16 protein-coding genes are annotated in these 23,543 nt (G+C 42.5%); 1 reads left to right on the plus strand and 15 read right to left on the minus strand.

What is annotated here, in order from left to right:
- Nucleotides 1-98 precede the first annotated feature (98 nt).
- The gene (locus GT641_RS07005; protein WP_008402135.1) at nucleotides 99-761 is read right to left on the minus strand and encodes a methionine ABC transporter permease; all 663 of its coding nucleotides are present in this window, start codon (nucleotides 759-761) and stop codon (nucleotides 99-101) included.
- Nucleotides 742-1,806, minus strand: a complete 1,065-nt coding sequence (locus GT641_RS07010; protein WP_119962835.1) for an ATP-binding cassette domain-containing protein — start codon at nucleotides 1,804-1,806, stop codon at nucleotides 742-744. Before GT641_RS07010 ends, GT641_RS07005 begins: the two co-directional genes overlap by 20 nt.
- A gap of 667 nt (nucleotides 1,807-2,473) precedes the next feature.
- Between GT641_RS07010 and GT641_RS07015 the strand changes: the two genes are divergently transcribed.
- The gene (locus tag GT641_RS07015) at nucleotides 2,474-3,949 is read left to right on the plus strand and encodes a hypothetical protein (RefSeq protein WP_161117151.1); all 1,476 of its coding nucleotides are present in this window, start codon (nucleotides 2,474-2,476) and stop codon (nucleotides 3,947-3,949) included.
- Between the two features lie 221 nt (nucleotides 3,950-4,170).
- Here the strand turns inward: GT641_RS07015 and GT641_RS07020 are convergent, their stop codons facing one another.
- The 13 genes from GT641_RS07020 to GT641_RS07080 form a co-directional block, all read right to left on the minus strand.
- Complete coding sequence (locus tag GT641_RS07020) at nucleotides 4,171-5,022, minus strand: DUF11 domain-containing protein (RefSeq protein WP_161117152.1); 852 nt, start codon at nucleotides 5,020-5,022, stop codon at nucleotides 4,171-4,173.
- A 72-nt stretch (nucleotides 5,023-5,094) separates the two neighbouring features.
- The gene (locus GT641_RS07025; protein WP_161117153.1) at nucleotides 5,095-7,209 is read right to left on the minus strand and encodes a SulP family inorganic anion transporter; all 2,115 of its coding nucleotides are present in this window, start codon (nucleotides 7,207-7,209) and stop codon (nucleotides 5,095-5,097) included.
- A 149-nt stretch (nucleotides 7,210-7,358) separates the two neighbouring features.
- Nucleotides 7,359-8,702, minus strand: a complete 1,344-nt coding sequence (locus GT641_RS07030) for an acetyl-CoA hydrolase/transferase C-terminal domain-containing protein (RefSeq protein ID WP_008402129.1) — start codon at nucleotides 8,700-8,702, stop codon at nucleotides 7,359-7,361.
- Between the two features lie 37 nt (nucleotides 8,703-8,739).
- Nucleotides 8,740-9,807, minus strand: a complete 1,068-nt coding sequence (locus tag GT641_RS07035; protein ID WP_192919814.1) for an iron-containing alcohol dehydrogenase family protein — start codon at nucleotides 9,805-9,807, stop codon at nucleotides 8,740-8,742.
- Nucleotides 9,808-10,222: 415 nt separating this feature from the next.
- Complete coding sequence (locus GT641_RS07040; RefSeq protein ID WP_161117154.1) at nucleotides 10,223-11,956, minus strand: ABC transporter ATP-binding protein; 1,734 nt, start codon at nucleotides 11,954-11,956, stop codon at nucleotides 10,223-10,225.
- On the minus strand, nucleotides 11,953-13,743 hold the full coding sequence (locus tag GT641_RS07045; RefSeq protein WP_161117155.1) for an ABC transporter ATP-binding protein: 1,791 nt from the start codon (nucleotides 13,741-13,743) through the stop codon (nucleotides 11,953-11,955). Before GT641_RS07045 ends, GT641_RS07040 begins: the two co-directional genes overlap by 4 nt.
- Nucleotides 13,744-13,837: 94 nt before the next feature.
- Nucleotides 13,838-14,443, minus strand: coding sequence for a TetR/AcrR family transcriptional regulator (locus GT641_RS07050; protein WP_243143711.1), 606 nt, complete (start codon nucleotides 14,441-14,443; stop codon nucleotides 13,838-13,840).
- Between the two features lie 158 nt (nucleotides 14,444-14,601).
- Nucleotides 14,602-16,497 carry a hypothetical protein gene (locus GT641_RS07055; protein WP_161117157.1) on the minus strand — a complete coding sequence of 632 codons (1,896 nt, stop codon included), beginning with the start codon at nucleotides 16,495-16,497 and terminating at the stop codon, nucleotides 14,602-14,604.
- A gap of 201 nt (nucleotides 16,498-16,698) precedes the next feature.
- Nucleotides 16,699-17,178 carry a GNAT family N-acetyltransferase gene (locus GT641_RS07060; RefSeq protein ID WP_161117158.1) on the minus strand — a complete coding sequence of 160 codons (480 nt, stop codon included), beginning with the start codon at nucleotides 17,176-17,178 and terminating at the stop codon, nucleotides 16,699-16,701.
- 38 nt (nucleotides 17,179-17,216) lie between these two features.
- The gene (locus GT641_RS07065) at nucleotides 17,217-17,999 is read right to left on the minus strand and encodes a DUF1828 domain-containing protein (protein ID WP_118662435.1); all 783 of its coding nucleotides are present in this window, start codon (nucleotides 17,997-17,999) and stop codon (nucleotides 17,217-17,219) included.
- Nucleotides 17,996-18,448 carry a hypothetical protein gene (locus GT641_RS07070; protein ID WP_161117159.1) on the minus strand — a complete coding sequence of 151 codons (453 nt, stop codon included), beginning with the start codon at nucleotides 18,446-18,448 and terminating at the stop codon, nucleotides 17,996-17,998. Before GT641_RS07070 ends, GT641_RS07065 begins: the two co-directional genes overlap by 4 nt.
- A 116-nt stretch (nucleotides 18,449-18,564) precedes the next feature.
- A complete protein-coding gene (locus GT641_RS07075; RefSeq protein WP_243143712.1) occupies nucleotides 18,565-18,852 on the minus strand; it encodes a hypothetical protein in 288 nt (95 codons plus the stop codon).
- A gap of 156 nt (nucleotides 18,853-19,008) precedes the next feature.
- On the minus strand, nucleotides 19,009-23,445 hold the full coding sequence (locus GT641_RS07080) for a chitobiase/beta-hexosaminidase C-terminal domain-containing protein (RefSeq protein ID WP_161117161.1): 4,437 nt from the start codon (nucleotides 23,443-23,445) through the stop codon (nucleotides 19,009-19,011).
- Nucleotides 23,446-23,543: the final 98 nt, after the last annotated feature.

The raw sequence follows: 23,543 nt of genomic DNA on the forward strand, positions 1-23,543 counted from the left end.
TATATCGGATGCCCGGTGTGCACTTTCCTGACATCTGTTTGTAAACCGCCAATAACGCTCCGGTACTGATCCGGCTGTCATGGTCAGGGTTTATCTGATTATGATTTTCTCCGGTCTAATCGGTTTGCGATCAGCATTCCGACTGACTGGAAGATCTGAACGATCACGATCAGTAAGATAACTGTCACGATCATGATATCTGTCTGGTATCTGTAATATCCATAGCGGACTGCGATATCACCAAGTCCACCACCTCCGACTGCACCTGCCATCGCAGAATAACCAAGGATGGTTCCGATCGCGATCGTTGCTCCGGTGATCAGCGATGTTCTTGCCTCTACAAGGAGCACACGAAGGATGATCCGCATCGTTCCCGCACCCATTGCACGGGCAGCCTCAACAACTCCGTTGTCAACTTCCTTCAAGGATGACTCTACCATTCTTGCAATAAACGGAATAGCTGCTACCGTAAGCGGTACGATCGTTGCTGTTGATCCGTAACTCTTACCAAGAAGAAATCTGGTAAATGGGATCAATAAGATCAACAGGATCAGGAATGGTACGCTTCGAACGATATTTGCGATAAAATCAAGAATCTTATACAAAACCGGATGCGGTTTCAGTCCGTCTTTATCGCTGATACAGAGGAGCACGCCCATCGGAAGTCCGAATACATATCCAAACAATGTAGAAACAACAGTCATATAAAGTGTCTCTAAGATACCATTTAAGATCATTTCTCTAATTTGTTCCGTCCACATGTTCCTCACCTCCATTCACATTGTTACTTAATTCTTCAAGCTCCAGTCCCCGTTCTTTCAGGTACTGTTCCATCGCTGCAACATTTGTTGAACCCTTCGGAAGCTCAAGTATCATTTCACCCTTCGCCACTCCTCCGACATTCTTTGTCGCTGCTTTTAAGATATTGACCGGCTCCTTAAATGTCAGGATCATATTTGCAATTACCGGTTCAAATGCTGAATTCTCCGTGTATACGATTCGGATTCTGGTTCCATTCTTTATGCGGTCAGTTGTCTTTAATGACTTCGGCTCTGTGGCATTTCCTTCGTCCTTCTGTAACAGCTCTCTGGCTACTTCGGACTTTGGATGATTAAAGATATCAATCGTTCTGCCATGCTCAACGACCTGACCATCCTTCATGATCGCTACCTGATTACAGATTTCACGGACAACTGCCATCTGGTGAGTGATCACAACGATCGTGATTCCAAATCTCTGGTTGATATCCTTTAACAGTTCCAGAATCGACGATGTCGTCTGTGGATCAAGTGCACTGGTTGCCTCATCACAAAGCAGGATCTGCGGATCGGATGCAAGTGCTCTTGCAATCGCAACTCTCTGCTTCTGCCCACCGGACAACTGTGAAGGATATGCTTTTGCACGATCCCGCAAACCAACGATTTCTAACAGTTCATATGCTTTCTTTCTCGCCTCTGCCTTTGATTTTCCCTGAATGAACAGTGGAAAACATACATTATCAAGAACCGATTTCTGCATCAGCAGATTAAAATGCTGGAAGATCATACCGATATGTTCTCTCTGTTTACGAAGCTCTTTATCTGACAGATCTCCAAGCTCCTTATCCTGTACCACAACCGTTCCCGATGTCGGCACTTCTATATGATTGATACATCGTACCAGAGTACTTTTCCCTGCACCGGACATTCCGATGATTCCATAAATGTCGCCAGCTTCAATATTCAGTGATACATCCTTTAAAGCATCGATCGTTCCGTCTTTGGTCTGAAACGTCTTCGACACATGCTCGATCTGAATAATTGCCATATTGTTCTCCCCTTTCAAGTTCTTTTCCTATTATAAATCAGACAGTCTTCTACTTTATCCATGTAATAGATACCATCCTGCCGCATAACAAAAGGCAGTCATCATATGCTTATGACAACTGCCCTTTGTTATATGATAAACAATACTACATATCTAACAAATCAGGTGTTCAAAGCATATGAAATAAACGCCATACAATCACACATCATCCGGCAGCAACACATATTGTTCTTTGCAGTTGTCATGATTCTTTCTGAGCCCATATGCTTATCCTCCTTGTAAATTCTCTGTGATTTATTCTCAGGAACTTTTCATACTATATTGATATGTTTTATCTGTTTTGTTCCTTTCATGTTTCATGATTATAGCGTCCGTTTTTCCGGTTGTCAACCATTATATCCTATTTAAGTTATAGGATATATATTTGACTGGCTATAAGTTTTTCTTATAGCCAACAAATATGCAGTATGATTTATACTCCCAGTTCTTGTTGAATCAGTAGAAAACTACACTTGTCTTCTCTTGTTACACGCAATGATGTTGACACATATTACGTTTTCAGTTAAACTATACAGATGTAAATACTATTGTTAGGAGGAAGATCGGCTTAACATTACATATTTACTTCCATGTTTTACTAATCTAAAGTTATTGCCGGTATAACTGCATGTCTTTTCATAAATTATTAAATTCAATTATAGATTCACAACCTGTAACCAAAAATTCTCTGATCAATGAAACCGGGATCGACCGTTCAAGCTTCTATCAGATCTTGAGCGGCAAACGTATTCCCACAAAAGATCAGATTACAAGTATTATCCGCCAGCTTGATATATCTGCTGCCGATGAGATGGCTTTATATGATGCCTTTTATCTGGAACGGCTGGGCGAGACCAATTATCATTACCTGAAATTCACAGAGAAATGTCTAAATGTCATTGGAGCATCAGGTGTTGATGCAAAAGCATCCAGCCACCAGATACTTCCTTTATCACAGGAATTAAAAAATAAACTATCTGACAATCCGGTTGATACAGCTCAGTCACAGACTGCCACAGGGACTATACTTTATCACTCCACGGATGAGATCATCTGTGGTCTGACTAAATTCTTAATACACGCCAGTAAAAAAGAAAACAATCATTTACAGGTATCACTTCCGTTCGACCTGTCATCACGGATCAAACTGTTTTCCAACATTCACTCACTTATCACTTCTGGGAAATTTCAAAATGCAACAATTTCCCAGATACTGCATTTCCAAACAAAAAATCCGGATGACATCACTGAAAAACTGGACGGATTTGCCACGCTGTTAGAATCGATTCTTACAAAAGAACCCAACATCACCTATAACATTTACTATTATTCCAATGAACAAAAAGTCAGCAAGAACTCCGGTGTACTTTTCCCTTTCTATATCATAACGGATGACACCTGTCTGCTGTTGAATGCCGATGCCAACAAAGGTTGTCTGTTGACCGATCCGAGCCTTATCGGATTTATGCGTAAAGAATTTGCTTCCGTATTTGACCATGCGAAACCATTTCTTTCCAGCTTCAGCCAGAAGGAGCTTCCACAGTTTCAGGCAAGATCCATTCCTGCAGAAGAAGTGATCTTTATCCAGAAGCATCCCGGTGCCTGCCTGATGGTGACCGATGATCTGGTTGAGAAATATGTTCCTGAAGAATTCAAGGAAACCCTAAAACAGCATTTTCATTTCATGCAGCAAATGAATGCCAGTGAGGGCATCACACTGGACGGCATCCGGGAATTTGCAAGAAATCATGTGATTTACGAATCCGGGTTCTATGTGGAAGCAGATACGCCGGATATTATCAATGCTCTGGAACAGTTAAAAGCACGGCTTGACCGGAACCTCTTTGTCCTTGATACCGAAAAAATTCCGGTATCGGATAACTGGGCATTTCTTTTATATACGGATCAGTACGCCCTGCTTGTTCCAAATAAAGAACTGGATTTTATTATCTGTGTATCTGATCCAGATATTATTCATGCTTTAACCTATACCTTTCACTCGGTAGATTTTGAAGATTATGTTTTAGATAATACCCTTGTCAGAAATGAGATACAAAAGCTGATTTCTGAAAATGAAAATCGAGTGGCAGATTCAACTTTATAAATGCCACTTCTGGTTTTTTGTACATCAGCATGGTAATATTTAATTGTTTTTATTGTTACATCATTTGATGTTCACTTTATTCATATGAGGGGTAATTTATAGACAGGCGGCTGCTTCTTACAGGTCAAAGAAGCAGCCGCCTTTGTAGTCTTACAATATTATATAATGTCACTACAGACTTTCGTCTGTCTGCTCAACGCAATTCTGCATACAGAAAATCCCTAGATCGTGCCTTTTACAACCAATGTACTGACACCCGGATCCGCCGTCCATACACCGGTAGCCGGATTCTGTGTATAGGTTGCAGCCGGAACTGTGATCTGACCCGCAATCGTTGTAAACACTCCTGTTGTCTCATCATAGGTATAGTTTGTTGTCTCTGCCCATGCCGTTCCATTAAAGGATACTGCAAGGTTTGACAAAAGCGGATTAAAGGTATCCACTATCACCGCATCGGTTCCGATATCTGCCGGTGCACTTCCTGCATTCTGGATCAGGAAAGTATAGGTTAATGTTCCGTTTTCTGTTACAGGAACCGGACTTACAGACTTCGTGATTGTAAGGATCGGCGTACTCTCTGTATCGATCGTCTCTGTTACCGTGATCGGAGTAATACCACCACCGGATACAACTGCTGTATTCGTGATCGTTCCTGCTGCATCCATCGGTGCAAATGCATTCACCTCTGTCTCATAAGCAACTGTGATATTGCCCCCTGCAGGAACTGTCAGTCCTGAAATTGCAAGTGATGGTTCTGCAACAACAACCGGTGTTGACTGAAGCACTCCATTTACATAATATTTCACACTATCAGCCATATAAGTGAGCGGAGTCAGTGTTTCTGTTCCAAATGTGTATGCGCCCAGATTATCTGTAACTGTCAGACCATTAAATGCAGTCGTACCGGAATTTACAACCGTTATAATATACGTTACGGTATCATTCTGACCATATGTCTTTCTGACTGCGGTCTTGCTTGCTGACAATACCTCCAGCAGTTCTCCGACTGCTATATTGGAATTTGCTATGGAATTACCATAGCGAAGCTGTGCCTGATTGGTAAACTGTGCCATAAATTGCTCTCTTCCTTTCTTATATTCAGGTATAGTACAATATATGACAGAATTATTATTTTGTTATTTTTATTAATTATCTTTCTCCCGGAGTTTTACGACCAACTCATAAACCTCAGGATGTTTTTCTTTCAAATGCTCATCCAGCAAATGTCTTCGTTCTTTAAACTTCTCCGCAAGCTCCGGATGTTCCTTTGCAATACGGTCATGGATCTCTCTACGATGCTCCTCGAAGCGTCTGGCAATCGTTTTCTCATCCTTACCTGATATATGAACGATCTCCTTCAGATGCTCTTCCAGATGCTCTAACCACTCATCCTCATCCATAGCTTCCATATGTGACCAGCTTCCATGCAAAAGCTCATCAACATCTCCGGTCTGTTTCAAATGCTCGATCTGAAGTCTGATCTGCTTCTCTATCTCATCTTCACTCTCCGCTCCAAACGCCCAGACAAATTCCTGAACCCTGTTATCTGCACGCTTTCTGGACGCACTTCTCGGCTGATTGTCTACATCACCCTCTAATGGATATGGTCGCTTAATTCCCATATCCTTTAAGGCAATATGTACTGTTCGTCTGACACAGCCTTCCTCAATCAGATAACCAAGTCCCAGCTTACGCAGCTGTTCATTCACATCTGCGATATGTTCTGTCATGTAGAAACGGATTCCCTTATCCTTTAACGACTGATATAACATGGCGATCCTGTCAGCCGCTGTTATATCGATACTGCCGATTCCACTGGCATCTATGATAACCGCCTTTGTCTCAGGCGTGATATGATCTTCAATATCTCTCTGGAGGATCTGTATATTCGCAAAGAACAGATTGCTGCTGAACCGATAGATCAGTACACCGGAGATTGCATGGATCTGGCTGCTCTCCTTCAGATCCCGGAAATGCTTATGACCCGGCTGGATTCCAAGGAAACATCTTGCAGGCTTGGCTGTCCGTATGATCATCTCTGTAAACGAAAGAAGAATGCCGATCAATACACCGTTGATCGTGCCAAGTAACAGCACACCAAAGAATGCCCCGAAAAAGATCAGGCATTCTGTACGGCTGACTTTAAAGAGTCTTGCCGCAAGATCAAATTCCGTTGCTCCAAGCAACGCTGATATCACAATGGCTGTAAGCACAGGAACCGGAAGATAACCGATAAATCCGGTTGCACAGACCAGAACAACGATCATGGAAAGACCTGCTATGATACCGGTAAGCTGTGTCTTTGCCTGATACTGTTCTCCCATTGCCGTTCTTGATACCGAGCCATTGATCGGACAACAACCGGTAAATGCCGCAAGGAAATTCCCCATTGAAAATGCCAGAATCTCCTGGTTATCATTGATCCGGTAACCATTCTTCTGCGCAAAATTATTCTCCGCCAGAAGTGTCTCCGCCATTATAACGACTGCTACCGACAGGCTGATCGTTACAGCCTCACGGATCGATATCACACTAAAATCCGGAACCGTCCAGCGTGGGAGTCCGGTATCAACAGATGCAAGTGTCTGTACACCCCAGTCCTCTATAGGAAGCAGGTATGTCATGCCTGCCCCGGCTATCATCAAAAGAACCGCCATCGGGAATTTTGGGATCAGCTTCTTACATATCAGCAATAGCACAAGAGCCGCAAGTCCCAGTACCACCGACTGCCAATTGATATCTTTGGCTGTCTTTATAATATGTTCTGCCAGCTCAAAAAACTCTCCGGTTCCTGCCGATCCTCCCATCAGCTTCGGTACCTGCATTAGTATAATAGTCGTACAGATTCCGGTAATGAATCCGCCCATAACCGGTGCCGATATATAGTTGACCAGTTTTCCTGCTTTCATAATATAAAACGCCAGAAGCCACAATGCCACAAAGAAGGTCAGTACCGGAACAACCGCCATTGCCTCCTCTGATCCACTCTCTATATGAAGGCTTAACAATGCCGACCCAATAAGGGCTGCCGGAGCTGCATCCACTCCAAAAATAAACTGAGGCGATGTCGAGAACAGAGCAAATATCAAGATTGGAAATACCGAACCATACAGTCCATAGGCCGCAGGAAGTCCGGCAATCTGTGCATATCCCATGGAGATTGGAATGGATACTGCCATGATAATAATACCTGCAAGAAGATCCTTTATGAAATTTTTCTTATCATAATGACGTAATGTAGCCGCTAATGTTATCTTCATCTCTGCCTCTTATATCTGTATATTATTATACTGCCATTATAAAAGAAAAGTGGAGCTATGCACAACCATTATCTTCGCCTTTCTTCTAAGTTAGCCCCCTGTTATCAACCATCTGATATATGACATATATCAATTTCGCCATCCGTCGTCTATCTCCGGCCGGATCTCCGCCAAATCTTTCTTGCTTCCGCTTCCCTGATCAATTCATCTCTGAAATCAGGGTGTGCGATCGATACCAGAGCCTCAGCCCGCTCCCATGTTGAACGGCCTTCCAGATTCACAACCCCATATTCTGTTGCCAGAAAATAAACCTGACTTCTTGGAGAAGTAACGATATCGCCATTAAACTGTGGATGAATTCTTGAATGAACCACCCCTTTACTGTCCTTGTACACAGAACTCATGCAGATAAATGCTTTACCTCCCTTAGATGCAGATGCACCAACGAGGAAATCCAGCTGTCCACCGGTTCCGGATATCTGTCTGACACCTGCACTCTCCGCTGCCACCTGACCATACAGATCAACAGCAACACAGCTATTGATGGAAACCATGTTATCAATCTCACCGATCACTCCGGGACGATTCACGTACTCTAACGGATATGCCGCAACTCCCGGATTATCGTCAATCCAATCATATAGGTTCTTGCTTCCGACCGCACAACCAAATACTCCTTTTCCACGATCGATCTGCTTGTATTTGTTCGTGAGCTTTCCCGCCAGATACATTTTCAGATATGCATCACTGCAAAGCTCCGTATGCATACCAAGATCCTTCAGATCAGACTCCGCAATGATATCCCCCAGTGCATTCGGCATACTTCCAATACCGATCTGCAGGGTTGCTCCATCCACGATATAAGGAATGATCAGTTCCGCAATCTTACGATCAACTGCAGTCGGCTCCGGCATCAGCATATCCGGATACGGTTCATGCTCTCCTTCCACGATATAATCAATATCCGAAATATGGATACACTCATCATAACCGCCGCGAACCTTCGGAAGATTCTCATTGATCTCTACGATCACGATATCTGCCGCACGCACGATTGGTGCTGCCACTCCGGTATTGACCGAATAATTAAAATATCCATGCCGATCCATCGGTGACACACTGAGCATAACTACATTTACCTTAAGAAAATACTCATAATATGCTGCATTATTATGAAATACCATCGGAATATAATAACAGAGTCCACGATCACATAACGACCGCTCATATGCTGAACAATGCCAGCTGTGATAAGTAAAATGCTCCTGACTCTCATCACATTCTGCAACTGCGATCGGCCCTGAGATCAGATTACCACGGATCTTAACATCAAACAGCTCGTCTCTACGTTTCGCCAATGCACGATCCAGGATCTCCGGCTTTCCAAGTGAACAGGTATAATCCACCCAGTCACCATCTTTTACAACGGAAACCGCTTCCTCCGGTGTGCGGAGTTTTCGTCTGTATTCCTCTAAAAAATGTTCGTATGTCATACTGTTCCCTCCTTCGCTTATCCGTCCCTGACACAAATTATGCCTGTAAAACCTCTGACAGCTTCGTGTCTGACTGCAATACTTCTATCGCTTTCTTTCGGTACTGTTCTTCGTGAAGATAAGTATACCGGAATGGTTTTATAGCCGGTGCTTTTTCGATCGCACGGATGAAATCTTCCCGCTTCATGCCGACTGTCTTCACATAATCCCAAAATCCGGTATCTGTAAATACCGTATTGATCCGCTCATATCTGTGATCCTGAACAACACTCATCAGATATGTTGCAACTCCGACCTGAATACCATGAAGCTGCGGACGTTCCAACATCTGATCCAATGCATGTGATATCAGATGCTCACTTCCACTGGTCGGCGCACTGTCTCCTGCAATCTCATTTGCCACACCGCTCATGGCAAGAGAATCTAATAGTTCTTTGATAAACCGTTCATCGTGAATGTCTTTAAACGGTGTCCGCACAAAGCTGTTGACCGCCTTCTTCGATATCATCATCGCAAAGTCATTTACCGAACCATGTCCATGTGCTTCTTCAAAATTCCAGTCATAAAGTGCCGTGATCTTCGATACCATATCACCGATACCGGAAAACAGAAATGCCTCCGGTGCCCCCTTTATCACATCGATATCTGCAAAGATTCCATATGCGATCCCTGCCGGTACGGATTTGCGTCGTCCCTCCACGATCAGAGATGCGCTGGCACTGGAAAATCCATCACTGGATGCCGACGTCGGCACACTGATAAATGGCAGTTTTCTTAAGAAGCCACAATATTTGGCCGCATCAACCACCTTACCGCCTCCGATACCAAGCACTGCCTGTGCTGTATTCGGGAATGAAAATGCAAGCTGCACCAGATCGTCGATCCGAACGGTATCCATCTCCATATATTGGAGCACCTCAACACCGCTGTCTGACATACCCTCCATCACCGTATGTCCAAACATATCGATCAACCCATTGCCAAACAGGATCACAACCTTGTAGATTCCCTCATCTGCAAGATAACCCCCGATCCGTCTGAGCAGATCTTTCTCCACCTTTAATATCGATGGTATCTGTATCTCCCTGGTATCAATCTTCGCCATAATCACCAACCTCCTATAGCCCTGTAATTTATTATACATTCTCTTATTCAAAATTTCTGCATTACTCTATATTCTGCACTACTCTGTATTTTGCACTACTCTATATTTTACACTATTCTATATTCTACATAATTATATACTCAACATACCCTATTTTAATCTAAACTGCAACTCATTCTCATTCAAACCAAAACTAACATAGAGCAGTGGAAATACAAACGATTGGTATGATGAACTAACGCCTAAAAAATTTGAAGCCGGAGGGATATATATTTTATGAAGCAGACCTATTATTACGTCGGTCCTTAACGAATCACCATCTGGTGATGAGTTTAGTACCGCTACGTAATAATCGAACGAAAGTGCTCTGCGTAATAAATATATATATCCCACCGACTCCAAATTTTTCATAACCTTAATTGTATTTCCACTGCTCAGACTGCAGCTGGAGGTCAACCATATGCTTGTAGATGCCGTTCCTGGCTTTCAGATCCGCAGGTGTCCCCTGCTCCGCAACTACGCCATCCTTCAACACAACGATCTTATCAACACCATCTACCGTACGCATTCTATGTGCAATGATAAGTACCGTCTTATTCCGGATCAGCTTGGAGATAGATTCCTGAATAACCGACTCATTATCTACATCCAGAGATGCGGTTGCTTCATCCATCAGAATGATCGGCGCATCCTTTAAGAACGCTCTTGCGATCGAGATTCTCTGACGTTCACCACCGGACAACTCGGAACCGTTTTCACCGATCATGGTATCCCATTTATCCGGAAGCTTCTCGATGAAGTCTGTACAGTTTGCAAGCTTTGCTGCTGCCATAACTTCTTCATCGGTCGCATCCTTTTTACCGATCCGGATATTCTCCATAATTGTATTATTGAACAATGTAACATCCTGAAATACGATCGAATACAAGGACAATAACTGCTCCGGATCAATTTCCAGAACATTCATTCCGCCGACCGTGATCGTACCGGCATTGTTATCCCAGAATCTTGCTGCCAGTCTGGAAACCGTTGTCTTACCCCCGCCGGATGGTCCGATCAGGGCTGTGACCTCACCCTGCTTTGCCGTAAAGCTGACATCGGAAAGCACCTGTTCTCCGTCCTTATAGGAGAATGCCACATGGTCAAATACGATGTCATATCCCTTATTATCCGGATTTTCTCTTCCTGTCTGTTCATCATGAGACAGGATCTCATCCATACGCTCACAGTTCTTATTGATACTGATAACGGCAGCCAGATTCTGAAGTGAGATCTGAAGCGGCTCATACATCCTGGTTACAACCAATAGAAATGCAAAGAACGTCAGTACACTGATCTTGCCATCAACCAGAAGAATACTTCCAACAAGTGCTACTGTCCCGATACCAAGTTTTAAGATCATCTGTGCGGAGCAGACAAATGCTGCATTTGCAAATTCGGATACGATCGCATAATGCTCGACATCCTTGATCTTTTTATTCAGGCCCTCCATATAAGAATCAGCCATATTATTGGAACGAAGATCACGGATCGTTTCCAGACCTTCCTGTATCCCATCCAGACATGCAAGCTTATAGGTTATTGTCTTCTCATGGACCTTACCCATAACTGTCTTTGAATAACCAACGATGGCAAATGCTACCGGCATAACCCATACAGCCGCCAGCGCCATTCTCCAGTTATAGAAAAACAAACCGATCACGATCAGTGTTGTAGATATAAATGCACCTACAAGCTCAGGAATCCAGTGTGAGCTTGCTGTCTCGATCAATGCACAGTCGGACATGATCGTATTTGTCAGATCTGCAAGATCCTTCTTGCCAAAGAAAGAAAGCGGAAGCTTTCTCAACTTTTCTGCAAGTGTTCTTCGACGGACTCCACTCTCTACATAGGTCGAATAGAAAGTCGAATTATATTGAAAACCTGTTGATATTACAATTAACAATAAAGTTACAATGATTCCAATAATAAAGAATGCCAGTTTATCCTTTGGAACACGGTTCTCCAACAGATAGGAAGTTAATTGATATAACAGTCCCACCGGGAGCATCAGCACCAGATTGGAGATCGTAACTGCTGCAAAGGCGCGAACCATAGCATTTGCGCCCTTTTCGGACAGGGCATATTTGTGCTTTAATTTTTCTATCATGCTGTTTCACCTTTCCTTCCTACCTGCCAGTTGACAGATTTGTTATATTCCTTCCACATATGGGTATAGGTTCCGTCCTTTGCGGACAACTCCTCATGTGTTCCGTTCTCTGCGATCTTACCATCCTTCAGCACATAGATGCAGTCCGCATCCGTTATGGTTGACAGGCGATGCGCGATCATGATAACCGTCTTATCCTTTGCCAGATTCTCAAACGCTTTCTGAACCAGACGCTCATTATCCGGATCGGCAAATGCCGTTGCTTCGTCTAAGATCAGGATCGGTGCATTTTTAAGAAATGCTCTTGCGATCGATAACCGCTGTGCTTCACCACCGGATACATAGATTCCCTTGGAGCCGATCATCGTATGTACCCCAGCCGGGAACTTCTCTATGATATCCATACACTGAGCAGCGGAAAGTGCCTGCATAACTTCTTCGTCAGTCGCATCCGGTCTGCCCATTCTTATATTTTCCAATATGCTGATCTTTAACAGCTTGCTGTCCTGGAATACATACGATACTTCTTCCATCAGTTTCTTAGTGTCAATATTTTTAACATCCACACCACCGATCTTTATGCTGCCATCCTTTACATCCCAGAATCTTGCAACCAGAGATGCCAATGTCGTCTTACCACCACCGGATGGTCCAACGAAAGCGATATGTGCACCGGTCGGAATCTTCATGGATATATCGTCAATTGCATTTTTCTTTGCTTCATCATAGGCAAATGTAACATGCTCCATCGTGATCGATGCATCCTTTGGTATCTCCTGCTTTTCTGTATTTACCAGAGGCTTTGCATTTAGAATATCATCCATTCTCTGTAATGCATCCTCCACCAGCATCTGGGATTCGCCTGCATAGGCAATCTTCATCAGTGTAGTTGTAAGAACCGAAGTGATCAGGATATAGAAGATCAGGTTTAATACAAATGTATTACTTACATGATTACCACCCAGAATGTAAGCAACAATGATCAGTGCTGCAAAGATTCCATTTGCTGACATTGTAAACAGAACCATCGGCTTCATCATCCCCTTGGTGTAATCAAGCGTCCATTTCTCATAATCATCGATCGCCGCTTTGAACTTCTTGAATGAGTACACCGTCTGTCCAAAGGTCTTAACAACCGGAATACCTCTTACATACTCAACTGCCTCGGAAGACATGGTCTCAAGTGCATTCTGATACTGCTTCATATCCTCTGCCATCTTTGGTCCCATCATCAATGTTCCCATCATGATAAATGCCAGAACCGCAGGAATCAGACTGGCAATTCCCAGTCTCCAGTCAAATACGAACATCACCACTAACAGTCCAACCGGCGTTGCAACGGAAACTACTTTATCCGGAAGGTTATGTGCGAGGAAAGTCTCTGTTGCTGCACTTGAATCATTTACAACCTTACGGAGCTTTCCGGTTCCTTCTTTCTCAACGTAGCCAAGCGGCAGCTTCATGATATGCTCCATCATAGCGGTTCTCATATTTGCCTGCACACGAAAAGCTGCAATATGGGAGCACATCAGTGCGGCAATATAGACAACCATTGCAAACAGAGCAAATCCAACGGCCTGCCAACCATAGGTTTTGATATGTGTCGCATCTGCGAAATCCGGTCGAACCTCAAGGATCTCTTTCATAATACGCCAGATATCATAAAATGGTATCAATGCGATCCAAGCAGAAAGGATCGCAAGAACACAGGACGCATAGGTAAAATACTTATGCCCTCCTGCTATGCCCATGAGTCTGGACAATGCGCTTTGTTTCTTTTCTTTCATAGTTAACCTCCTGTTACTAAAGTTAGTATTTGCTAACCTATATTTATTTTTATAGGACTGATGCATGTTGTATTTCATGCAACAGTCCCTATTATCAGAACTTCATTCCGATCACCGCCTGCCAGCCCGCATAGTTAAATGCTCTGACATTTGCCATAAATTCTTTTGCCTCTTCATAGCTCTTATCATGTGTGATGAGTTCATACACATACTGCCATCCGTTCCTGCAATATACATGGATAAAAAAATCATCTATCGGATGTCCTCCATCCGAAAACTGCTTCACAAACTGTTTATAATAGTATTCTTCCTTTGCCGCAAGCCTGTCAAAATATGTCTCATATTCTGTTCCCGCCGAACAGCAGAAGATCAGTTTGAATTCTTCCTGATGTCTGTAAATATATTCCAGTACAAGATCCGTTCCTTCATCTCCGGCATCCTCCGCCCGGCTGATATCTGTCGCTTCTCCTGCTTTCTTTATGCTGTCAGAATAAATCGCCATTAACTCATCTGCGGCTTCTTTTACAATTGCCGTAAACAATCCGCTCTTGTCACCAAATCTTGTATAGATCGAATTCGTGCTGACACCACTGTCTGCCGATATTCTCCGCAGGCTGGCATCATGAAATCCATATTGTAAGAATTCCTTTCTGGCACTGGCAAGTAAATTTTCCGTTACTCCTTCTGATTCTTTTCTCATAAACCACACCTTGATCAGTATTTGCATTTATATGCAATATAAAATAACAGCGTTATTATAACGCTGTTATTTTATAAAGGTCAAGATTATTTACACAATTTGTTCTACATTATTTTTCAAATAAGAGAACTACTACTATACCTGTTACCAATACCAGATTACCGTTTTCGGATCGTATACAGACATCCCATTCCTGATACTGCAAGCAGAATATAAAGCACAGCCAGATTCATATCATCTCCTGTCTTGGGTGATGCTATCTTATCATCTTTTTTCACTTCTGTTGTATCTCCATCACCACTCTGTGTCGTGCTGCCTGTTCCATCTTCTGTACGGTCTGTTGTTGTGCCCTCTGAAGAATTTTCCGTCGTAACTTCTGTTGTCTCTCCGGTTGTGGTCTCTGTTTCCGGTTCTGTTGTTTCTTCTGTTGAAGCTTCTGTTACATCCCCGGTCGTATCCTCCGATGGATCCTCAGTCGTTGCTCCTGTCTGATCCTCTGTTGTCGTCTCAACCTTCTTATATGCGATTGCATAATTTGAAAATCCATCTGTCTGGAACATCACCATTTTAGTTGCCACATCAAAAGAAGCAGGAATAATCTCATAGGTTCCATCCTTTTTCTCATGAATAACTGCCAGCTCACTGTTTGCAGGTTCCCAGTCGGCTTCTATCTGAAGGGATACCTTTGCCGGTTTCTTCAATGTCTCTATATTATTTACCCACAAATTTGCTACTGTATTCTTATACAGGATCTGTGCCAGCTTGATATCAAAATACCCGGTGATGTGATAATCACCTGCTGCCTTTTTAAAAGCCTCAAGCTGTTGCTGTGTGAGAACTGCATCCTTGATCGTCAGTCTATTGTTTCCTGACGTGATCTCATTTTCTGCAAGCTGGATCAATGCTTTTTTCACTTTATCTGTCTTAAGCTCTACCTGATCTTCTGCCTTTGTAAATATGCCGCTGATATGTACATTTTCATCCGGCATTGTATATGAAAATGTAGATGCATCTGACAAAGGCGTTAAAGACTGACCATTTATCGTTATCGATCCAAGCTGATATCCATATTCCGGTACTGCCCGGAGAATAATTTCTGAACTCGGTATAACACTTGCCCATCCATAATTGGTGTCCTGCTTAACACCATCTAAACCAATCGATGTTCCGTCCGGATTTTTGATCTCAAGGATCTCAAGCGTTCCATTCTTTAACAGCTCATAATCTTTCAATCCATTATTACCTGTTTTATCTTTGGCCCATATAATAGTTCTTGGTATGATCGTCGGCTTCTTTGTAACTTTGATCACATATTCACTGGCAGGCGCAATCGTGAATTCCACTGTATCCTTCGTTCCTTCCGGCAATGTGATTGCCTTTCCATTTACTGTGACCGTCCCGATATCTCCATCTCCAAATGCCAGTTGGATCCTGAGCAGATTATAGATTTCACCGGACGCATATCCCTTGCCAGTTCCCTGTATCTGACTGCTCTCAGCTCCGATCTTCGCTGAATTCAGATAAATTTCCATTCCAAATCCATCATTGGTTCCCATGATCTGAATATCATCCGGGTAACCGGGATTAGGTGATGGTGATGTCTCTCTTGTAATTTTGATATTTAGATCACCGCTGAATACATATCCATCAATCTTTACATAAGAATTTCGACTGACATCATGTGATACGTTATTGATATATAGCCGTAGTCCCGCCGTTGAAACTCCAAGCAGCCCATCCATTGAAGATTCATCCAGAACCATAGCTACTTGCAGATAATAGTCTTTATCTTCCAAATCGACCTGCATGTTATTTTTATCGATCGAACAATTTGTGTAACTGCCCGTATCCCAGTCTCTCGTACATAATGTCAGCCTTACTTTACAGTCATCCTCAATAACAAAGATTGCTTTTCCATTTTCAATAGATGCCCCATCAAAATTCAATGTTGCCATGTTTGCTTCTGCAGCACTTACCTGTGTGCTGGCAAATGGCAGCAATATCATACTGATACACAGCCATAAACTTAGAAAAATCCCTAATTTTTTCCTCATAATTTTGTCCTCCATCTGCTTCCCTCCTCAGGGAAGATATTTGCAGTCATTCTATCAAAAAGCACCTGATTTCACAAGCGTTTCAGGCAAGAAAAATCATGAAAAAAGCCAGGAAAATAGCGAGTTTGAGGCGTTGCGGCAAACACCGGAACGCAGTGCTATATTTCCTGACTGATATAATTTTTATGTCCGTAATTTGTCTTAGAATTTCTTCTCCATACAAATGAAATGTTTGTCAAACAGATCACATTCCCCGACAGTTCTAAATCCAATCTTTGCATATGTCGAGAGTGCTACCACATGACCTTCCCGAACCAGAATATGGATTCCTTTCATTCCCCTGTTCTTTAACACATCACCGGCATAATTCATCATCTGCTTTGCAACTCCCTGCCCCTGCATATCTTTTCTTACACAGAGTCTGGACAATTCTCCCGACGGTGCCTGATCTTCATGCCAGCAGGTGAGCGACTCCACGGCATCGTCATGGTCGATTGAGATCGTCGCAATGATCTCTCCTGCATCGTTCTTCATCACAAACAGGTCTTCATTCTTAAGGTCAAATGCGATCGTGTTCTCATCCGGATAGGTCTCGCTCCACTCACATGGTCCCCCGATCATCGCATGGTATAAAGCCAGCAGTTCATCTTTATCTTCTTCTGTTGCATTCATTATCTGCATGATAAGTCCTCTCTTTTCTGTCTTTCTTCATTCTCAACTCATGCTGTCAATTCCTGAATATAATGATCCTTTTCTGTCCATAACGCTGGATTTATTCCATATTCTTTCAAAGCGCCTATCGCATCATCTGATACTTTTCTATCTGTATTCTGAATAAATGCATATAACTTTGCTTCCCGCTGACGCATATCCTTCGTATCATTCCACGCAAAAATAATATTTCTGGCTGCATTCAGATCCATATTATTAACAACCTTAATAAATCTTTCTGTAGATTTTTTAGAACGCGCTATTGCAAAATCATAATGCGTTGTCAATTTGCTTTTTCCTGTCAGACATATATTATCAATATATCTTACATCATTTGCATCAAAAAACTTCTGAACATCATCTAAAAAAACAGATTGAACATTATTTCTTGATAAGTAAAACATATCACTTATTTTTACCATACATTGCGCCAGCATATGTTTCTTTAATGGCAGATCACTGGTTGTACAGTTCACTGTTAATTCATTTGTTTCTGTTTTTGTTACACCATATGAGGAAATAATAGAATTAAGTATTGTCATTCTCCTGACACCACTATCCAGATCAAATCCGCCCAACTGTAGATCTCTAATCGTCGCTCCATCATCTGTAATATAAAATGTGCCATCCCCCTGTTCAATGATATATAATTCTATACAATCATTATTTCTATCTAAAAAAGGCAATGTTATTCTATAAGTAGTACTATTCACCTTATATTGATCAATATTTTGTTTTAACCAGTCCAAATACTGTTTTCCAAAATCTATATCATGTTGCACACTCATCATATCACACCCTGCACATTTTCTATATTTATATTACAATATCCGCAAAAATCGGAAAAAACATTCATAAAATTAATATTGTTCTTATCAAAATTTATTCCTTCAAAATTTTCTAAATCATATGCCCATGGAAGATTTCCTGTGTCATTATCTGTTTCTCTAAAGATATGTATATGATTTCTGGATATCTTCGTCCCATCTGGATTTATATGCGGTGGTGAATCAATATCTATTCTGACAAGTGGTAATCTGGTGATTGCATATCTATTTTGTATTTTGAATTTTAATAATTCAATTCTCCCACTTCTATCTACATCCAGATAAAACTTATCCTTAAAGTTTTTACTCTCTAAGTCATAAGTCTCACTTTTCCCATTATTAGGCAATTCAACAGGATACTTTTTAAATATTTTTTCAATCTGTAATAATCTTTGAAATTCTTTGTCTGTCACGTCTTCATCCCCCCTATTTTTCTTTATATTAGCACATTCTATTACTAATAGCCATTATTTTTACAGCTTCTCCATCCATTCAGTTTCTTTAAATCCGGTAAGCACCAGATCATCCTTCACTCCGCATCAAACAAATCTTCCATCTCTGCCACAGCTTCGTAATATTTATTCATCCACTCTGTCATCCGGTCGATATGCTTTCTGTCCGCTTCCACCTGTTCGATATCTTCCGGCCACTCGTCACCTTCATCTATGCCCTGCTGTATGAGCCAGTTCTCCGCGCACTCAAACCGGCACATCCTGCCATCGTCACTTTCGATCGTTACCAGCACCATAAGTGGTTCACCGGGCATCCGCTCCTCACAGCCATAATCTGCTTCATCTATTCTGGTCACAGACCACATGTTATGCATCTCCTTTTTCTTTTGCAACTATAAATAAATTAATATTCATTATAACACAGGTCATCTCAAAACTGAAAACAGGTTCTACCAACATTTCATTGTCGGTAAAACCTGTTTAAATTTATTCTGTAGTATTCTTTATATTAACAGATATTTTTACTTGTTATGTTTCCTTTTCCTGTCCAACGTTACCACAGCCCCTGTAAGTGATGCCATCAGGAGAGCTATACAAAGCGTCAGATCAAAATCATCCCCTGTCTTTGTCTGCTTATCATCTGTATCCGATGCATTCTTGACTATTGTAAAACTTGTACTTGCTGATCCATCTGTCCAGATAATCTCAAATGTATGGCTACCAACCGATAATGTCTTAAGGTAATCTGCCTTAAATGTAATGATCGTCGACCCTTCTGTAACTGTATAATTTTTTTTATCTACAACCACACCGTCTACTTTCACATTCCGAAACTTCGAAATCTCTCCATCACCTTTGATCACAAGACTTCCATCTGAATTCTGTATCCAGGAGCTGTTTGCTCCTTCAATAATCTTGTACTGAACCGGTGCCGTCTCCGGTTCTGTCGTCGGTTCCGTTGTCGGTTCCTCTGTTGGCTCTGTTGTCGGTTCCTCTGTCGGCTCTGTTGTTGGTTCCTCTGTCGGTTCCTCTGTAACGGTCAGTGTTACCGTATCTGTTGTAACAGCACCGGCTGAATTGCTTACCATACATTGATACCGGAATCCGTTACAAGTCTTATCTGTCATACCTGTTATATAACTTGCATTATTTGCTCCGCTAATATCTACAAAACCATTTCCATCGTTTCTGTCTATTTTCCACTGATATGTAACATCAGTACCGGTTGCCGTAATTGTAAATGTTGCTTTTTCTCCGGCTTTCACAGAGGCTGACTGCGGCTGTGCACTGATTATCGGAGCTTCTACAACCGGTGTTGGGTTCGGAATTGCGATCGTATAAGTAAATGCTTTTGCTTCACTATCCTGCATATCAGATCTTACTGCAATCGCTGTAATCGTCATTGTAATACTCTGTCCTTCCACTCCTGTAACGGAAATTGGATCTGTATATTCCAATGTTGTTCCAATCGGTGCCCCATTCTCGATTGCCGGTGTACTTCCGTCTGTTGTATAGTAAATCTTTGCCCCATCTGTCGTAGATGTAAGTGCTACACTCTGATTCTTTGTATAAGTTCCGGCTTCTACCGATGCCACAGGCGCTCCAACGATACCGGCCGCACTGATCGTAATCGTTATACCGGTTGTAAGATCCATACCATTCGGATCCACTTTATCCGGACAGGTAACCACACCCTTTAATGTTACGGTCTGCTCTGTCAGAACTGAAGGGTCATAGCTTCCATCTACAGGCGATTCAGTATCCCATGTAACAACTGCCTGATCGGCTGTTCCCTTCTCTGTCACTATATTGACATATGTCGGGAGCTGCATATCTGCATATGCAGTACCATTTGCAACTGCAATCGAGCCCGGTGCGGTAATGCTTATAAGTTTATCTTTTGCTTCCGGTTCTGTCTGCACGGTTAATCCTGCCTCTTCTGTCATTACCGATCCGGCAGAATTACTGATCACACACCGATACCGGAATCCATTACAATCCTTATCCGTCTCGCCTGTTGTATAACTTGTGTTTGCAGCTCCGGTAATGTCTACAAATCCATTTCCATCGTTCCTGTCGATCTGCCACTGATATACTAATTCCTCACCTGTTGCTTCCACAGTAAAGGTTGCTGTCTGACCTGCTTTTACAACGGCTGTCTGCGGCTGTGTAGTGATCACAGGTACCGATATCGGAGCAGCATTAGGTTTCAGAAGCAGTCTGGTCATATCACTGTTATCATGTATAATGCTGTAAGCCTCATTATCGCTCATAATAATTCCGCTGTAATCCTTGTCTGCGACTACACCGGTGGCCACAAGAACCGGCATATCTGCATCAGAAGCCCCTTTATACGTTATACCGATCTTCCCGGTCATATTACCTCGAACCTCGATTACCGAATTAGCCGTTTTTCCGTCAGCTGCCGCATTTACCAGGCAGATGTTATCAGCCTTGCCATTATTTCTGTTATCAATAATCGTTGCTGTTCCGGAGACATCCGTTTTCGCCGATGCTGATCCAGCATAATAAGCATAAGCACCGGCATACACGCCTGCTCCTGTATTATCAGATGTGTTTCCGGTTATGGTTCCTCCGGTCATATGGAACGTATCACCCGCACTGACATATACTCCGCCGCCATGTCCGAGGTCACTACCCAGACCAAACGTACTGTCGGCAATATTTTTCGTAATACTTCCACCATATACATTAAATGTTCCACCGAAGACACTTACACCGCCACCGATTTTACATTTATTTACGCTGATCTCGCCCCCATACAGATTAAAGGTGCCGTCTGTACTGTAGTTTCTGCCTGTACGAATAACTACACCACTTCCACCAATATCATATTCAGATGCATTTTCGGATATCTTTCCACCATACATATCAAATGTACCGCCCCGAACATCAATCGCTCTTCCCATCTTGTTGCTTGCATGGGCGATTTTACCCTGCGCATCTCCTGCCTTACAGTCTGTAAGCGTGAAATGATGTTCAACATCTATCGTATCTACATAACCATCATAATATTTATTAACTTCCTGTGTTTTATCAACAGCACTTTCCTCCGGATTCTTCATTGTAATGCTGTGTCCGTTCAGACAGAGTACTGCATTATCCGGAGCAACCCATCCATAACATGTGTAACTGTTATCATCTGTAATATATCGATCTAATACAATATCTTCTGTCAGATAATAGTATCCACTGCCCGTAATCTCAGACAGATCAGAAACACCAGTCCAGGTCCGGGCCGTATCACAGGTATGATCACCCACGGTCGTATTATTTGTTCCGCACACACAATGCTTATGTTCCGGTTCAGATGGTGTCTGCGCAGCGGTTTTCGGAAATGTGTATGTCAATGTCAGTGTTCCGTCGGAATTCTTTTTCACATTGGCCTTATTTCCATTGACCCTTCCCGTCACAGATTCCGAAAAAATATAATGCTTCTTTGCAGCAAGCGTTATACTTGCTGTATAACTTGTGTTATATCCTGCCGTCGTATCATTCGGTGTCCATATAACAGCCGGCATCGTCGTGCTTACTCCTGTCGAGCTGCATGTGGCTGAAGTATCTAACAGCACTCCCGCTTTCGGTTCATCAATGTCTCTGACGCTTGCAAATGCAATCTCGGAATCCAGATTTTCTTCCGTCTCGGTTGCTGCAACAGCATATGTCATGTTATAAAACCAGCCGGTTGTTTCCAGCCAGATCTTGCAATCCTTTAAATCGATATCACCTGTCTCAACACCTCTTTTTGCCAGTTCGGATTGGATATCTGCTGTATCTATATATTCCAGTCCTGTGATATATTCTCCGTAACTCCATGGATCAGTGTCATCTCCACCCTGTATAACCAGATATACATGATAGTAGGAATCTCCATAGTCAACGCCCCCATAATACAGATCACCATATCCATCATACTGGTTTCCGATGGTTCCTTTCTCTGCTTTTATCACACCCTGATCCGGATTGTATTCAACGGTACCAATATCCATTCCTTTCGATTTTCCATCTAATCTGAGTGTCATTGCATCATAATCTTTTAAATCTAATGCTGCTCCATAGCCCGCCGGAACCGATGATGCAAAAAAGACATCGGACATATCCAGATTCGCCGCCGGGCGTATCGCATATGAGCTGCTGTACAAAGCTGTAATATTCTGACTGTAACTAACCTGCGATCCCATGCTTGCAACACTTACCGCCACCGGTATTTTATCTGTACTGTAAGCGGAACGCAGCCAGAAACTGCTATAGCGACCATATTGCCAATACGGATCCATCGCCAGTACTTTATCATCATTACTTCCGGCCCGAAGTGTTGTCTCGCCGACTTCCCCTTTTAATGCATATAGCTCGTCCGAAGTTGTATAATCTTTATTATTCTTTATGTCCTTTGTCGTTACCGTAGTTTTCTGTAATAATTTTCTCTCTTCTCTGGTAAAATATGATTTTTCATCACTGTAACTATCTTCGCTCATTTCCTGTAGGGCTTCCCGCAATAAGCTTGCCCCATAGTGGCTGGCAGATACCGTCCTTGGATTTCCTCCGGTATAGGCGCCATCTGTTGCATAATAGTTTCTATCCTGCTTATCTCTGTTAAACTGAGATCCAACAAGCATCGGTTCAGCAGCAAAAACAACCGTATTATCCCCCTCTATACCGCTGTCGGCACCAAGAACATACCATGTCTGTGGTATCCAGCTTTTTCCTTCCTTGCGGTTGCCAAACTCCAGTTTTCCGATATTTTTGGGTTTTCCATCCGCATCCGGCGCGAATGTGTCATCCATCAGCTGTTCCTTTGTCGCATAATATGCCACAGCCGGTTTACTGTCAGCTGTATCATTCTCTGCCTGTACACGTGATACTCTTCCCGGTATCATTCCTGCCGCCATACTAAATGTCAATGCTCCGGAGAGCATAACGGCAATTCTTTTTTTCATTCTATTTTTCATCCTCATACGCATTCTCCTTGTAAAGCTCCGAACAATTTGTTATGATTATTTTAAATCGTACCCTAAGGGACGAGTCAAGCAAAGGA

Source organism: Clostridium sp. BIOML-A1 (assembly GCF_009874105.1).
GTDB lineage: Bacteria > Bacillota > Clostridia > Lachnospirales > Lachnospiraceae > Coprococcus.